The organism is Micromonospora sp. WMMD735, assembly GCF_049178995.1.
Taxonomy (GTDB): Bacteria; Actinomycetota; Actinomycetes; order Mycobacteriales; family Micromonosporaceae; genus Micromonospora; species Micromonospora wenchangensis.
Genome location: NZ_JBMHMJ010000002.1, coordinates 769,677 through 785,646 on the forward strand (window position 1 = coordinate 769,677; position 15,970 = coordinate 785,646).

Below are 15,970 nucleotides of genomic sequence, written 5' to 3' on the forward strand. Positions count from 1 at the left end.
CACGCAATGAGCGACACGATCGCCACGCTGCCGGTCGTCGTCGAGAACGACGGCACCGCCCTGACCGAGCTGATCGACCGACGCCGGGCCGAGCTGCGCGCCACCCTCGTCGCGCACGGCGGGCTGCTGTTCCGCGGCTTCGACGTGGGCGGGGTGGACGGCTTCGACGCGGTGGTGCGGGCGTTCTCCGGCGAACCGCTGACCTACACCGAGCGGTCCTCGCCCCGGCACGCCATCAAGGGGAAGGTCTACACCTCGACCGACTACCCGCCGGACGAGGAGATCTTCCTGCACAACGAGAACTCCTACCAGGCGCGCTGGCCGCTGACGCTGTTCTTCTACTGCCTGACCGCGCCGCAGACCCTCGGCGCGACCCCGCTGGCCGACGTGCGCCGGGTGTACGCCGAGATCGACCCGGCGGTCCGCGAGGAGTTCGTCAGGCGGCGCTGGCTGCTGGTGCGCAACTTCCACGCCGACTTCGGCACCCGCTGGCAGGACGTCTTCGGTACCGACGACCGGGCGCAGGTGCAGGCGTACGCGGCGGCGAACCGGATCGAACTGGAGTGGGTGGGCAAGGACGGGCTGCGCACCCGGGCGGTGCGCGACGTGGTGCACCACCGGCCCGGTTCGGACACCCCGCGCTGGTTCAACCACGCCACCTTCTTCCACCTGAGCACCCTGCCGAAGGACTACCAGGAGGGGCTGCTGGCGATGTTCGGCCCCGAGGGGCTGCCGGCGAACACCTACTACGGCGACGGCGGCGAGATCCCCGCCGACGTGATGGACCACCTGCGGGCCGCGTACCGGGCGGCCAGCGTCCGCTTCGACTACCGGCGCGACGACGTGCTGGTGGTCGACAACATGACCGCCGCGCACGGACGGGAGCCGTTCACCGGACCCCGCAAGATCGCCGTCGCGATGGCCGAACCGCACACCCCCGACACCGCTGGAGCGAACTGATGGCCGACACCCGATTCCTGGTCGTGCGCAACGACGAGGAGCAGTACTCGATCTGGGCGGCCGACCGCGACCTGCCCGCCGGCTGGCACGACGCGGGCTTCACCGGCAGCCGCGAGGAGTGCCTGGCCCACGTCGACGAGGTCTGGACCGACATGCGCCCGCGTTCGGTACGGGAGCAGACGGCATGACCCGCGAGTGGACCTTCCCCGCCTCGTTCGCCCAGGAACGGGTCTGGATCGCCAACCAGCTCGACCCGTCCTCCCCGGTCTACAACGTGTCGGTGCCGTGCCGGCTGCCCGCCGACCTGGACGCCGAGACGGCGACCGAGGTGTTCGGTCAGGTCGTCGCCCGGCACGAGGCGCTGCGCACCCACCTGCGGGTCGACGACGGCACCCTGGTGCAGGTGGTCCGGGAGTACGAGCCGCCCCGGCTGCCCGTCGACGACCTGCGTGGGCTGCCCGATCCGGAGCGCCTGCGGCGGTCCGACGCGCTGCGCGTCGAGCTGGCCCGGACCCCGATCCCGTTGGACGCGCCGCCGCTGTGGCGGGCCCGGCTGATCCGCTTCGACGACGGGTGGACGCTGCTGCTGGTGGTGCACCACGCCGTCTTCGACAGCCACTCGGCGGTGCTGTTCGGCGCCGAGATCGCCGCGTTCGCGCGGACCGCGTCGACCGGCGTGCCGGCCGCCGTGCCGGAGCTGCCCATCCAGTACGCCGACTTCGCGGTGTGGCAACGCGACCAGCTCACCGGCGCGGAACGGGACCGGCAGCTCGCCTTCTGGACCGGTCACCTGGCCGGCGCCCCGAAGGCCACCGGCCTGCCGCTGGACCGGCCCCGCCCCGCGCAGCTCGGCTTCGCCGGTGACGAGGTGCGTTTCGACCTGCCCGACGGGCTGCTCGACCGGGTCACCCGGCTGGCCGCCGGGTCGGCGGTCACCCCGTACATGGTGCTGCTGGCCGGTTTCGCGGCGCTGTTGTCGCGGATCTCCGGCGACACCGACGTGGTGGTCGGGGTCTCCACCGCCGGCCGGGAGACCGCCGAGCTGACCCCGCTGATCGGCATGTTCGTCAACCCGGTGGCGCTGCGCTGCGACGTCGGCGGCGACCCGCGCTTCACCGACCTGCTCGGCCGGGTCCGCGACGGGCTGGTCGACGCCCTGGAGCACGGGCAGACCCCGTTCCAGGCGATCGTCGAGGCGGTCGCCCCGGAGCGGGACCCGTCGGTGCAGCCGATCTTCCAGACCGCGCTGAACTTCATCCCCGACTCGGGGCTGGACCCGGTGGAGCTGGGCACCACCAAGGACGACCTGGCCTTCGACATCACCACCGGCGAGAGCCGGCTGGTCTACCGGACCGACCTGTTCGACAGGTCCACCGCCGAGGCGGTCGTGGCCCGCTACGTCCGGCTGCTCGACGCGGCCGTGGCCGACCCGCGGCAGCCGGTCTCCGCGCTGCCGCTGCTCGCCGACGCCGAACGGGACCTGGTCCTCGGCGGGTGGGCCGGGGTGGCCGTGGCCGGACCGTCGGCCACCGTCGTCGACGAGGTGCAGCGGCAGGTGGCGGCCACCCCGGACGCCACCGCCCTGGTCTGCGAGGACGTCACGCTGACGTACGCGCAGCTCAACGCCGCCGCGAACCGGCTGGCCCGGGTGCTGGTGGGCCGGGGCGTCGGCCCGGAGACCCGGGTGGCGCTGGCTCTGCCGCGCGGCCCGGAGCTGCTGGTGGCGATCCTCGCCGTACTCAAGGCGGGGGCCGCGTACGTGCCGGTGGACACCGGCTATCCGGCGGGCCGGATCGGCTACCTGCTCGCCGACGCCGCGCCGGCGCTGGTGCTGGCCGTGGCGGAGACCGCCACCCTGGTGCCGGGCGACGCGCTGCTGGTCGACGGTGCCGCCGGTCCCGCCGATGACGCTGACGGCGCGGACCTCACCGACGCCGACCGGGTCGCCCCGTTGCGCCCGGAGCACCCCGGCTACGTGCTCTACACCTCCGGCTCGACCGGCCGCCCCAAGGGCGTGGTGGTGGAGCACCGGGCGATCGTCGCGTACCTGGCCTGGGCCCGGGACACCTACCCGGGGCTGTCCGGCACCGCCCTGCTGCACTCGCCTGTCTCGTTCGACCTGACGGTGACCGGGCTGCTCGGCCCGCTCACCGCCGGGGGCACCGTCCGGCTGGCCGGGATCGACTCCCCGGCGGCCCGGGTGGGTGGACGGCCGACGTTCCTCAAGGTCACCCCGAGCCACCTGCCGCTGCTGGAGGAGGCGCTGTCGCCCACCACCGACCTGGTGATCGGCGGCGAGGCGCTCACCGGGGAGCAGCTCGCCGACTGGCGGTCCGCGCACCCGGACGTGGCGGTGGTCAACGAGTACGGCCCCACCGAGGCCACCGTCGGCTGTGTCGCCGCCCGGCTCGCCCCCGGGCAGCAGGTGCCCGCCGGCCCGGTGCCGATCGGCCGGCCCACCGCCACCAGCCGGGTGTACCTGCTCGACGCCGCGTTCCAGCCGGTCCCGCCGGGGGTGGTCGGTGAGCTGTACGTCGCCGGTGACCAGCTCGCCCGGGGCTACCTGGGTCGGCCCGGCCTGACCGCCGAGCGGTTCCTGCCCTGCCCGTACGGCCCGCCGGGGCAGCGGATGTACCGCACCGGTGACCTGGCCCGGTGGCGGACCGACGGCACCCTCGACTACCTGGGTCGCCGCGACGACCAGGTGAAGGTGCGGGGGATGCGGATCGAGCTGGGCGAGATCGAGGCGGCGATGCGGGAGCACCCCGAGGTGCACCAGGCGGCGGTGGCCGTACGCACCGACTCGGGGGAGCCGACCCTGGTCGGTTACCACGTCGGCACCGCCGAGGAGGCGCAACTCGCCGCCGAGCTGGCCCGGGAGCTGCCGGCGCACCTGGTGCCGGCCGCGTTCGTCCGGCTCGACGCGTTGCCGTTGACCCCGAACGGCAAGCTGGACCGGGCCGCGCTGCCCGCACCGCCGGAGTCGGTGGCCGGCGACGGTTACGTCCCGCCCCGCACCGACGCCGAGACCCTGGTCGCCGAGGTGTACGCCGACATCCTGCAGGTGGAGAAGGTCGGCGCGCTCGACGACTTCTTCGCCCTCGGCGGCAACTCGCTGCGCGGCATGCGGGCGATGGCCCGGATCCGGGCCGAGGTGGACGTCGACCTGCCGATGCGGGCGCTGTTCGGCAGCCCCGTGGTGGCCGACCTGGCCGCCCAGATCGAGGCTCAGATCGCCGCCGAGCTGGACGACCTTTCCGAGACCGAGGTCGCCGCGTTGCTGGCGGCGGAGAAGGACACCCCCGCATGACGGACCTGAAGGATTCCCGGGAGGCCGCCCGGGCGGCGTTGATCGCCCAACGGTTGCGCCGACGGCAGGCCACCCCCGCCGCCCGCATCACGCCACGGCCCGACGACGTCGAGGTGCCGCTGTCGTACGCCCAGGAGCGGGTCTGGTTCATGGACCAGCTCGCCCCGGGCGAGGCGGCGTACCACATCGCGGTGCCGCTGCGGGTGCGTGGCCCGCTCGACGTCACGGCGCTGCGCGCCGCCCTCGCCGCGCTGACCGCCCGGCACGAGTCGCTGCGCAGCCGGTTCCCCGCCGACGCCGACGGCAAGCCGACCGTGGTGATCGCCGACGCGGTCGAGGTGCCGCTGACCGTGGTCGACGCCCCGGACGAGCGGGCCGCGCAGGAGCTGGTGGAGGCGGCCTCGCTCGCGCCGTTCGACCTGGCGGCCGGGCCGCTGCTGCGGGCGTTGCTGATCCGGCTGGCCGCCGACGACCACGTGCTGTTCCTCAGCAAGCACCACATCGTCGGTGACGGCTGGTCGGTCGACGTGCTGCTGCGTGACCTGATCACCGCCTACCGGGGCGGCGAGCTGCCCACCCTGCCGGTGCAGTACGGCGACTTCGCCGTCTGGGAGGCCCAGGAGCTTGGCGGCCCGGCGGCCCGGTCGCACCTGGACTGGTGGAAGTCCCGGCTGGCCGGGATCACCCCGCTGGAGCTGCCGCTGGACCGGCCCCGCCCGGCCACCCAGACCTACCGGGGCGACTTCGTCGAGTTCCGGCTCGACCCGGCCGAGACGGGACGCCTGACGGCGCTGACCCGGGAGTCCGGCGGCACCCTGTTCATGACGCTGCTCGCCGCCTACCAGGTCTTCCTGGCCCGGCACGCCGGTCAGGAGGACTTCGCGGTCGGCGCGTCGGTGGCCGGCCGGTCCGCCCCGGAGCTGGAGAACATCGTCGGCATGTTCATCAACATGCTGCCGTTGCGCGCCGAGCTGGCCGGTGACCCGACCTTCACCGAGCTGCTGGAACGCACCCGGCGCAGCGTGCTGGACGGCTTCGAGCACGCCGAGGTGCCGTTCGCGAAGGTGGTCCACGAACTGGGCCTGCCCCGCGACGTCAGCCGCTCGCCGGTGTTCCAGGCGATGTTCGTGCTGCAGAACTACGAGATGGGCCGGTTCACCGAGGTCTCCGACGCCACCGACGTGACGTTCGACTGGACCCCGATGGAGCTGCGGGCCACCCGGTTCGACTTCGAGCTGCACGCCGTGGAGACCGTCGACGGGCTCTGGGGCAAGCTGGTCTTCAACACCGACCTGTTCGACCGGGACACGGTGACCCGGATGGCCGACCGCTGGTGCGCCCTGCTGCGCGCGGTCGTGGCCGCCCCGGACGTGGCGGTGTCGGCGCTGGACCTGCTCCCCGCCGGGGAACGGGCGCTGCTGGCGTCCTGGAACGACACCACCGCCGACTTCCCGACGGCCGAGACGCTGCACGGCCCGATCGAGGCGGCGGCGGCGGCCACCCCGGACGCGGTGGCGGTCACCATCGAGGGCGTGTCGACGACGTACGCGCAGCTCAACGCGGCGGCGAACCGGGTGGCGCACCGGCTGCGGGCGGCCGGCGTCGGCCCGGAGACCCTGGTCGGGGTCTGCGCGGAACGCTCCGTGGAGCTGGTCGCCGGCCTGCTCGGGGTGCTCAAGGCCGGTGGGGCGTACCTGCCGCTGGACCCGGAGTACCCGGCCGACCGGTTGGCCTTCATGCTGACCGACGCCGCCGCGCCGGTGGTGCTGGTGCAGGAGCAGTTGCGTGACGTGCTGCCCACCGTCGACGCGACGGTGCTGGCCCTGGACGACCCGGCGGTCTGGGCCGACCAGCCGCCTACCGACCCGACCCCGCTGGCCGGCCCGGACCACCTGGCGTACGTGATCTACACGTCGGGGTCGACGGGTCGCCCGAAGGGGGTGCCGAACACCCACCGGGGCATCGTCAACCGGCTCGACTGGATGCAGAAGACCTACCGGCTCGACGCCGACGACGCGGTGCTGCAGAAGACCCCGGCCAGCTTCGACGTGTCGGTGTGGGAGTTCTTCTGGCCGCTGCGTACCGGTGCCCGGCTGGTGCTGGCCAGGCCCGGTGGCCACAAGGACGCCGGCTACCTGCGCGACGTGCTGGTGGCCGAGCGGGTCACCACCGCCCACTTCGTGCCGTCGATGCTGACGGTGTTCCTGGCCGAGGAGGGGGTGGAGGCGGCCACCGCGCTGCGGCGGGTGATCTGCTCCGGCGAGGAGCTGCCGCTGGCCTCGGCGGTGGACTTCACCGCCCGGCTGCCGCACTGCGCACTGCACAACCTGTACGGCCCGACCGAGGCGGCGATCGACGTCAGCGCCTGGCACTGCGACCCGGCGCTGCTGGCCGGGCTGACCGGCGTGCCGATCGGTGGGCCGATCGCCAACCTGCGGCTGCACGTGCTCGACCCGGCCGGTCGGGAGTGCCCGGTAGGGGTGGCCGGTGAGCTGCACATCGGTGGGGTGGGCCTGGCCCGTGGCTACCACCTGCGGCCGGCGCTGACCGCCGAACGGTTCGTGCCGGACCCGTTCTCCGGCGAGCCGGGCGCCCGGTTGTACCGCACCGGTGACCTGGCCCGTTGGGTGCCCGACCCGGCGGGGACGACGACCGGGGCCGACCCGGCCGGGGTGATCGAGTTCCTGGGCCGGATCGACCACCAGGTCAAGCTGCGCGGCCTGCGCATCGAGCTGGGCGAGATCGAGAGCGCCCTGCGCGAGCAGCCCGGGGTGGCCGAGGCGGCGGTGATCGTCCGCGAGGACAGCCCCGGCGACAAGCGGCTCACCGCGTACCTGGTGGGTGGGGCCGAGCACGCCGCGCTGAAGACGGCGCTGAAGGAGACCCTGCCGGAGTACATGGTGCCGGCCGCGTTCGTCACCCTGGACGCGTTGCCGCTGACCCCGAACGGCAAGCTCGACCGTCGGGCGCTGCCCGCGCCGGTGGTCACCCGCGAGGCGTCGGTGGCCCTGGTGGAGCCGCGCGACGACACCGAGCGGCTGCTCGCCGGGATCTGGTCGGAGGTGCTGGGCGTGCCGACGCTCGGCATCGACGACGACTTCTTCGACCTGGGCGGGCACTCGATGCTCGCCACCCAGGTGGTGGCGAAGATCCGCCGGGCCGAGCACGGCGGCCGGGCGGTCGGCGTGATGGACCTGTTCCAGCAGCGCACCATCCGCGAGCTGGCCGCGTTCATGACCGGCGACGCCGAGGCGGCCGGTCCGCGTCGACTGCTCTACGAGCTGACCAAGCCGATCCCGGCCGGCAGGCGGGTGCTCAGCTACGTCTGCGTCCCGTACGGCGGCGGCAGCGCCATCGTCTACCAGCCGCTGGCCGACGCGCTGCCCGCCGGGCACGCGCTGTGGTCGCTGGCCATCCCCGGCCACGACGTCGGGCTGACCGAGGACGCCCTGCCGTTCGACGAGCTGACCAGCCGGGTGGCCGCCGAGATCGTGGAGCGGATCGAGGGCCCGCTGGCCCTCTACGGTCACTGCGGGGTGGGCAGCGCGATCATCGCCGAGGTCGCGCGCAAGGTGGAGGCCGCCGGGCGGGAGCTGGAGGTCGTCTACATCGGGGCGATGTTCCCGTTCGCCCGGCCGAAGGGCGCCTTCGCGGCGTTGCGTAACCGGCTGGAGCAGTTGAGCAGCAACCGGCACTACGCGAGCTGGCTCAAGAGCATGGGGGTGGACACCGACGAGCTGGAGCCGGAGCAGGCCGACCGGATCATCAGCAACATGCGGGCCGACTCCCGCGCGTCGGAGGAGTACTTCACCGGGCTGCTCGACCGGGGCGCGGCGAAGCTGCGGGCGCCGATCGTCTCGGTGGTCGGCTCCGAGGACCCGGTGACCGACTACCACACCGAGCGGTACGCGGAGTGGCAGTTCCTCAGCGACACCCTCGGCCTGGTGGTGCTTGACCAGGCCGGCCACTTCTTCCTCAAGTACCGGGCCGACGAGCTGGCCGAGATCGTCACCCAGGTGCACCCGGCCGTGCGGGCCGGGGACGTCTCGGCGCTCGGCCCGGCGGCCCGGGGCGAGGACGCCGGCTGGGTGGTCGCCGACCACCTGCGCGTCGGCGACGCCGACCGGCCGGCCCCGGCGGTGGTGAAACCGAGCATGGCCCGCTTCGTCGCGGTCACCGCCGGGCAGCTCGTCTCCACCACCGGCTCGGCGTTGACCGCGTTCGCCCTGCCGATCTGGCTGTTCACCCGGACCGGGTCGGTGGCCGACCTGGGCCTGCTGTGGGCGTTGGCGCTGATCTGCGGGGTGCTGATGCTCCCGGTGGCCGGCGCGCTCACCGACCGGGTCAGCCGGCGACGGATCATGATGATCGCGAGCTGCGTGTCCGGTTCCATCCAGCTCGTCCTCGCCGCCCTGCTCTGGACCGACAACCTCGCCCTGTGGCACATCTACGGGCTGGTGGCGCTGAGTCAGGTGGCCGGGTCGTTCCAGCGGATCGCCTTCCAGTCGGCGGTGCCGCAGCTGGTGCCGAAGCGCTACCTGGGGCACGCGATGGGTATCACCCAGCTCTCCAGCGGTTTCGCGATGCTCCTGATGCCGGTCTTCGCGGCCGGTCTGCTCGCCGCGATCGGCCTCAAGGGCATCCTGTTGATCGACGTGGCGAGCTACCTGGTGGCGGTGCTGACGCTGGCCGTGGTCCGCTTCCCCGACCTGCTCGGCTGGCGGCCCCGGGAACGGCTGCTGGTGGCGATCGCCAACGGTCTGCGCTACTCGTGGCGGCACAAGGGCTTCCGGCTGATGCTCGGCTACTTCGCGCTGGGCAACGTCTTCCTCGCCCCGGCGCTGGTGCTCACCACCCCGCTGGTGCTGTCGTTCGGCACCGCCACCCAGGTGGCGCAGGTGGCGCTGGCCGAGGCGATCGGCGCGGTGGCCGGAGGGGTGCTGATGTCGCTGTGGGGCGGGCCCCGGCAGCGGCGGATGATCGGGGTGCTGATCGGCAACCTGGGCACCGCCGTCGGCTGTGTGCTGATCGGTCTGGACGCCTCCGTGGTCATGATCGCCTTCGGGGCGTTCTGGCTGGCCATGGCGATGACCACCGCCCAGTCGATCTACGCCACGATCGTCCAGGTGAAGGTCCCGCAGCGGTTCCACGGCCGGGTGTTCAGCCTGAACCAGACGATCTCCTGGTCGACCCTGCCGATCGGCTTCGCGCTGCTCGCCCCGGGCGCGACCGCGCTGTTCGAGCCGATGCTCGCCGACGGCGGGGCACTGGCCGGTTCGGTGGGCGCGGTGATCGGCACCGGTCCGGGTCGGGGCATCGGCTTCGCGTACGTCTGCTTCGGGCTGGCCCTGGTGCTGATCACGCTCGGCGGGTTCGCGATCCGGATGCTGCGCCGGTTCGACATCGAGGTGCCCGACTCGCTCCCCGACGACCTGATCGGGGCGCAGGAGCGGCAGCGGCGGCTCGCCGAGCGGGCGAAGGCCCGCCCGGAGCCGGCGTCGGTGGCCGGCTGAGCGCTCGCGCGGGCATGGCGACACCCGTCGTGCCCGCGCGGGCGCGGGACCCCCGACCGCGGCGGGTCCCCCGGGGACGGTGCCGCCTCGGGGGCGAACGTCGCGGTCGGGCCTGGTCGTCGCCGCCCGGACCTCGGCAGCGCCGACGCCGGTCAGCGCCGACGCCGGTCAGCGCCGACGCCGGTCAGCGCCGACGCCGGTCAGGGCCGGTGGACCCCGGTCACCAGGACTCGACCGGGTCGACGAGGTCGGTGTCCACCGGTTCCCGGGGCTCGGCCACCCAGGCGGAGAAGACCGGCAGCCCGTGCCACGGCCCGGGTTCGCCGTCCCGGTGGTCGGTGGCCACCGCCAGCACCGCGTACGGGTGCCCGAACCGCAACTCGGCGCTGCGGCGTACGCCCTCCGGCGGGAGGCTGGTCAGGGCGAACGCCCCGGTCACGGCGGCGGCCTCGAAGCCGTACCGGCCGTAGTGCGCCACCGTCGCCTGCCGGGCCTCGACGCCCACGTCGACGCCGAGCAGCCCACCCAGCGCCCGCCCCACCGCCGCGAACCCCAGCCCGGGGGCGGTCAGGTCGTGCTCGTCGTGGGCCGACCAGCAGGGCAGCACCGCCCGGTGGCGTTCCTCCCGGCCGTCGCGGGCGGCGGTGCGCACCGGCTCCTCGCGCAGCGTGCCGAGGGGACCCGGGCCCAGCGGCAGGTCGAACAGCGACCGGCGGGCCGGTTCGCCGTCCACCGCCGCACCGGCCAGCGCGTAGCCGGCGGCGAGGACGTCGGCCGCGGGGACCGCCGGGTCGGCGAGCACCGAGAGCACCACCAGCCCGGCCCCGTCGCGCTCCACCGCCGCGGCGGCGTGCACGGCGACGTCGCCGGCCGGGCCCGTCGCCGCGATCCAGGCGCGGTGCCCGTGTTCCGGGCTGCGCAACACCCGGGACAGCCGCCCCGCCCAGCCGCCGCCCGGCCCGGCCGTCCCGTGCCCCCGGTCGGGTCCGTGCCCGTGCTCCCCGTCTGGTCCGTGCCCGTGCCCCCGGTCCGGTCCGTGCCCCGCGCCCGTCGGGTGGGCGGGTCCGTCGTCCGGCCGGGTCGCGTCGCGCGGGTCGTCGGGGCCGAGCGCCGCGCCGGGCACCAGGTCGAACGGGATGGCCCAGGAGATCCGGGTGGCCAGCGCACTCGCCAGCGCCAGCAGCACCCGGGGGGAGACGGTCAGCGGGAACCGGTCGACCAGGCCGAGGGTGTGCTCACGGGCCCAGGCATCCAGGCCCGCCCGGTCGGGCAGCGGGCCGGTGGCGGTGCTCCGGGGCAGCCCGTCCCACCAGCCGGCCAGCCGGTCGGGGGCGGTGCCGGGCCGGTGCCAGACGGCGGTGGCCGACGGCACGAGCGGGTGCGGCCGGTCCAGCAGCGCGGTGGCCGCCGCCGCCGCGGTCTCCCCGTCGACGCCGAGCACGTCGGCCAGTTCGTCCCGGACCGCGCCGGTGGCGGCCGGTGCGGCGAGCGCCAGCAGCAGCCAGGCCCCGAGCGGGGAGGCGACGTGGTGCCGGGCGCCGAGGTCGGCGTGCAGCCGGGCGGCGTACCGGGCCAGCGGGTCGTACGGGATCGTCGTCATGCCCTCCACTGTGCCCACCGCACGGGCCGCCGGCACCCCGGTCAGGACCAGAGTTCGAACGGTTCGTCGATCCGCTCGCCGGCCAGGAACGCGGGGAGCAGCGCGGGCAGCCGACCCGGGTAGAACCGGGCGGTGCTGGTCACGATCTCCTCGACCGGCCACCAGCGGAACCCGAAGTAGTCCTCCACCTCGTAGTCGAGGCGGTCCGCCCCGTCGACGTCCGGCGCGGCGGCGTCGAGGCGTACGGTCAGCACCACCTCGTCCTGGACGTGGCGCAACCGGCGGTGGATGAAACTGGCCCGCCGTCGCCAGGTCGGCGGGCCGAGCTGCGCGGCGGTGACCACGAAGCCGGTCTCCTCGCGCAGTTCCCGCAGGGCGGTCTGCGGGTACGTCTCACCGGGGTCGACGCCCCCGCCGGGCAGCTCCCACCAGGTGCCCAGCCGGGGGTGTTCCGGGTCGCGGGTGTGGAACAGCAGGATCAGGCCGTCGGTGTCGCGGACCACCAGCCGCACGGCGGTGCGTTCGATCACCGGCAGGTCCCGGGGCAGTTCGGTCATGGGCCTCCCTCGACGGGGCACCGCCGGGGCGGCGACGGTGCGACGATGGTGATCATGGTGGAGCTCTTCGGCGAGGTGGCGGACGACTACGACGAGATCCGGCCGGGCTATCCGGCCGCCCTCGCCGACACCATCCTCGCCTATCACGGTGGACCCCCCGCCCGGCTGGTCGAGGTCGGCGCGGGCACCGGCCTGGCCACCGCGCTGCTGCGTGACCTCGCCCACCCCGACGGGCCGGCCCACCCGCGCCCGGCGGCGGCCGGGGCCGCCCCGGCGCGGGTGACCTGCGTCGAGCCGGACGCGCGGATGGCGGCGGTGCTGGCCGCCCGGTTCCCCGACGTCGAGGTGGTCCTCGCCCGGTTCGAGCAGTGGTCGCCACCGCCGGCCGGGGTGCCCCTGCTGGCCTGCGCGTTGGCCTGGCACTGGCTCGACCCGGCCACCCGCAACCGGCGGGCCCACGACGCGCTGACCCCCGGCGGCACCCTGGCCGTCTTCGCCCACCGGTACGACTACGTCGACCCGGCCCAGTCGGCGGCGATCCGGGCGGCGTTCGAGTCGGTCGACCCGGTGCCGCACCACGACCAGCCGGAGGACTGGTTCCACACCGACGTCACCGGCAGCGGGCTGTTCACCGACGTCCGGTCGTCGGCGTTCCGCCGGCCGGTGCCGCTGACCACGGCGCGGTACCAGCGACTCGTCGGCACCTTCTCGCCGCAGTTGCGCCGCCCACCGCAGCAGCGGGAGCGGGTCCTCGCGGCGATCGGGGCCGCCGTCGACGGCTTCGGCGGCACCGTCACCCTCGACCTGCGGACCACCCTGGTGCTGGCCCGACGGCCGGCCTGACGAAAATTCACCGGACGGTCGTGTCGATCCGGCCCGGTCCCCGTTCGACCAGAGGGTGAGCGGGTCGAACGGCGACCCGACGACGAGGAGCGACGATGGCCAAGTACATGCTGATCATGCGGAACACGGACGAGTCCCTGGCGACGATGATGAAGATCCCGCTTGAGGAGATGCTGGAGACGATGGGGCGGTTCAACGACGAGTTGATCCGCGCGGGCGTGCTGGTGGCCGCCGAGGGCCTGGAGGACCCGGCGCAGGGCGTGGTGGTCGACTACAGCGGGGAGACCCCGGTCGTCACCGACGGCCCGTACGGCGAGACGAAGGAGCTGTTCGGCGGCTTCTACCTGCTCGACGTGGCGTCGAAGGAGGAGGCCGTCGAGTGGGCCCGGCGGATGCCGGCGCTGCCCGGCAGCAGGTGCGAGGTGCGCCGGGTCCCCGGCATCGACGAGTTCCCGCAGGACAACGAGTTCATCGTCAGGGAGCGGGAGTGGCGCGAGCGGACCGGCCAGCTCTGAGCACGGTGCCCACCGACGACCCGCCGGACGCCGAGTCGGCCCGGCGGGCCGTCGAGGCGCTCTGGCGCATCGAGTCGGCCCGGATCGTCGGCGCGCTGGCCCGGTACACCGGCGACTTCGCGCTCGCCGAGGACGTCGCCCAGGAGGCGGTGGCGCAGGCCCTGGTCGGCTGGGCGCGCGACGGGGTGCCGGCGAACCCGGTGGGCTGGCTGCTCACCACCGCCCGGCGGCGGGCGGTCGACGCGTTCCGCCGCCGGGCCGCGCTCGACGACCGCTACGCGGTGCTCGCTGGCCGGCTCGCCGAGCCGGCCGGCGGGTCCGGAGACGCGGACCTGCCCTGGGACCCGGACCGGGTCGACGACGACGTGCTGGCGTTGATGTTCGTGGCCTGTCATCCGGTGCTCCCGCCGCCGGCCCGGCTGGCGTTGACGCTGCGGGTGGTCGGCGGCCTGTCCAGCGAGGAGATCGCGCGGGCGCTGCTGGTGCCGGTGCCCGCCGTGCAGGCACGGATCACCCGGGCCAAGAAGACGATCGCCGCCGCGGGGGTGCCGTTCGCCCTGCCGGAGCCACCGCAGCGGCGGGAACGTCTCGGTGCGGTGCTGGGCGTGCTCTATGTGATCTTCACCGAGGGGTCGACGGCGACGGCCGGCACCGACCTGCTCCGCCCCGACCTGGCGTACGAGGCGATCCGGTTGGCCCGGACGCTGGCCGCGCTGCTGCCCGCCGAGCCGGAGGTGCACGGCCTGCTCGCCCTGTGTGAGCTGACCGCCGCGCGCTTCCCGGCCCGGGTTGACGCCGACGGCGAGGCGGTACTGCTGGCGGACCAGGACCGGCGGCGGTGGGACCGGTCGGCGATCCGCCGGGGGATGGCGGCGCTGCGCCGGGCCGTGGCGGCGGGGCGCGGCCTCGGGCCGTACGGGTTGCAGGCGGCGATCGCCGCCTGCCACGCCGGTGCCCCGTCGGTGGCCCAGACCGACTGGTCCCGGGTGGTGCTGCTCTACGAGGCGCTCGGCCGGGTGGCGCCGTCGCCGGTCGTCGAGCTGAACCGGGCCGTGGCCGTGGCGATGGCCGACGGGCCGCAGCCGGCGCTGGCCGTGGTGGACGAGGTCGCCGCCACCGGCCGCCTCGCCGGGTCGCACCTGCTGCCGAGCGTCCGGGGTGAGCTGCTCGCCCGGCTCGGCCGGACCGTCGAGGCGCGCGCCGAGTTGGAGTTCGCCGCCAGGCTGTGCCGCAACGTGCGGGAACGGGCGGTGCTGCTGCGCCGGGCCGGCGACCTCGACGGGTGAGCCGGCCCGGCTGGCGGTAGGCTGCCCGCCGTGGCAGGTCTGTTGAGGAACGTGGCGTCCCGGCTCGGCCGGGTGACCGGCGCGCAGCGCGCCACCCCCGGTCCGATCCCGGCGCAGGTGGCCCGGCGGCGTCAGGTCAGCGCCCTGCAACGGCGGGAGCTGTCGTACGCCCCGGAGCCGGACGGTCAGGCCGACCCGGGCGAGATCGTCTGGACCTGGGTGCCCTACGAGGACGACCCGAAGCAGGGCAAGGACCGTCCGGTGCTGGTGGTCGGCCGGGCCAGCCGCACCCTGTTCGGGCTGATGCTGTCCAGCCAGAGCGAGCGGGACGGCCAGCGGCACTGGCTGGCGCTGGGCCCGGGTGAGTGGGACCGCGAGGCCCGCCCGAGCTGGGTACGGCTGGACCGGGTGCTCACCATGCGTGAGGACGGCATCCGCCGGGAGGGCGCGGTGCTGGACCGGGGGCGCTTCGACCGGGTCGGGCAGGCGCTGCGTTCCGGGTACGGCTGGCGCTGACCCACCGCCACCGTCGTCGCCGCGTGGGGTCGCCCCGGCCGGGGCGGCGGCTCAGCACTCGGCGAGGCGGGCGGCGTCGAGCAGTTGCCGGGGTGACTGCCGGCTGGTGACGCCCTTCGCCCGGTACATCGCGGCGTCGGCCCGGCAGAGCGCGTCGGCGAGCTGGGTGGGGCCGGTGACCGGGGCGAGCCCGACCGAGGCGGTGACCCGGACGCTGCACGCGCCCAGCGGGATGGGGGCGGCCATCGCCTCGCAGAGCCGCCGGGTGGCGTGGTCGATCCAGCGTCGGTCGACCGAGGGGCTGGCCAGCAGGCCGGCGAACTCGTCGCCGCCGAGCCGGGCGACCAGGTTGTCGCCGGCGAAGGCGGCCAGCCGCTGGGCGACGCTGATCAGCACCTGGTCGCCGGCCGCGTGCCCGTAGCGGTCGTTGACCTGCTTGAAGTCGTTGAGGTCGAGGACCACCGCGATGAGGGGCTGCCCGCCGGCGTCGGTGAGCAGCGTGGCGGCCAGCCGGTAGAAGGCCCGTCGGTTGGGCAGCCCGGTGAGCGGGTCGTGGCTGGCGGCGTGCCGTTCCGCGGCCAGTTCGGCCTGCAGCTGCTCCAGTTCCGCCTCGGCCTGCAGGGCCCGGCGGCGTAGCTGCCACACCGAGACCAGGGCTCCGGCCGCGGAAACGCCGGACGCGACGGTCAACGGATCCGGCACGGGTCCTCCCTCGCAGTGTCGGCGCACGGCCCGTGCGGCGGCGCCGTCGTGCCCCGCCGGGTCGTCGTTTGCCCAGGTGAAGCCCTGAGCCTGGTAACCCAAAGTGAACGGATAAGTACCGGCCACGTGCGTTATCATGCTCGCTGTCCGAAGCAGATGCAATAGCAG

General features: G+C 74.6%; 11 protein-coding genes. 8 read left to right on the forward strand and 3 right to left on the reverse strand.

From position 1 onward, the window contains the following. Positions 1-6 precede the first annotated feature (6 nt). From ACN268_RS03325 to ACN268_RS03340, 4 genes are read left to right on the forward strand one after another with little or no spacing between them, the layout of a single operon-like run. Positions 7-960 (forward strand): TauD/TfdA family dioxygenase, encoded by a 954-nt coding sequence (locus tag ACN268_RS03325; protein WP_420118879.1) that lies wholly within the window; start codon positions 7-9, stop codon positions 958-960. Then, entirely contained in the window at positions 960-1,148 is a 189-nt protein-coding gene (locus ACN268_RS03330; RefSeq protein ID WP_088646413.1) for an MbtH family protein, read from the forward strand. The genes ACN268_RS03325 and ACN268_RS03330 overlap by 1 nt, the downstream gene beginning before the upstream one ends. Next, positions 1,145-4,270 (forward strand): non-ribosomal peptide synthetase, encoded by a 3,126-nt coding sequence (locus ACN268_RS03335; protein WP_421481663.1) that lies wholly within the window; start codon positions 1,145-1,147, stop codon positions 4,268-4,270. The genes ACN268_RS03330 and ACN268_RS03335 overlap by 4 nt, the downstream gene beginning before the upstream one ends. Next, positions 4,267-9,783, forward strand: coding sequence for an amino acid adenylation domain-containing protein (locus ACN268_RS03340; protein ID WP_421481664.1), 5,517 nt, complete (start codon positions 4,267-4,269; stop codon positions 9,781-9,783). Before ACN268_RS03335 ends, ACN268_RS03340 begins: the two co-directional genes overlap by 4 nt. 220 nt (positions 9,784-10,003) lie before the next feature. Here ACN268_RS03340 and ACN268_RS03345 read toward each other — a convergent pair whose 3' ends face one another. Further along, positions 10,004-11,383, reverse strand: coding sequence for a hypothetical protein (locus ACN268_RS03345; protein ID WP_421481665.1), 1,380 nt, complete (start codon positions 11,381-11,383; stop codon positions 10,004-10,006). 41 nt (positions 11,384-11,424) lie between these two features. Next, positions 11,425-11,940, reverse strand: a complete 516-nt coding sequence (locus ACN268_RS03350) for an NUDIX hydrolase (RefSeq protein ID WP_421481666.1) — start codon at positions 11,938-11,940, stop codon at positions 11,425-11,427. Positions 11,941-11,994: 54 nt separating this feature from the next. Here ACN268_RS03350 and ACN268_RS03355 point away from each other — a divergent pair, with 54 nt between their 5' ends. From ACN268_RS03355 to ACN268_RS03370, 4 genes are all read left to right on the forward strand, one after another. Next, positions 11,995-12,783, forward strand: coding sequence for a class I SAM-dependent methyltransferase (locus ACN268_RS03355; protein ID WP_421481667.1), 789 nt, complete (start codon positions 11,995-11,997; stop codon positions 12,781-12,783). Positions 12,784-12,878: 95 nt separating this feature from the next. Then, a complete protein-coding gene (locus ACN268_RS03360; protein WP_204924603.1) occupies positions 12,879-13,298 on the forward strand; it encodes a YciI family protein in 420 nt (139 codons plus the stop codon). A gap of 5 nt (positions 13,299-13,303) precedes the next feature. Continuing rightward, entirely contained in the window at positions 13,304-14,584 is a 1,281-nt protein-coding gene (locus ACN268_RS03365; RefSeq protein WP_421486796.1) for an RNA polymerase sigma factor, read from the forward strand. 30 nt (positions 14,585-14,614) lie between these two features. Then, the gene (locus ACN268_RS03370; RefSeq protein WP_421481668.1) at positions 14,615-15,100 is read left to right on the forward strand and encodes a type II toxin-antitoxin system PemK/MazF family toxin; all 486 of its coding nucleotides are present in this window, start codon (positions 14,615-14,617) and stop codon (positions 15,098-15,100) included. Between the two features lie 51 nt (positions 15,101-15,151). Here ACN268_RS03370 and ACN268_RS03375 read toward each other — a convergent pair whose 3' ends face one another. Beyond that, positions 15,152-15,802, reverse strand: coding sequence for a GGDEF domain-containing protein (locus ACN268_RS03375; protein ID WP_204924602.1), 651 nt, complete (start codon positions 15,800-15,802; stop codon positions 15,152-15,154). Between the last annotated feature and the right edge of the window lie 168 nt (positions 15,803-15,970).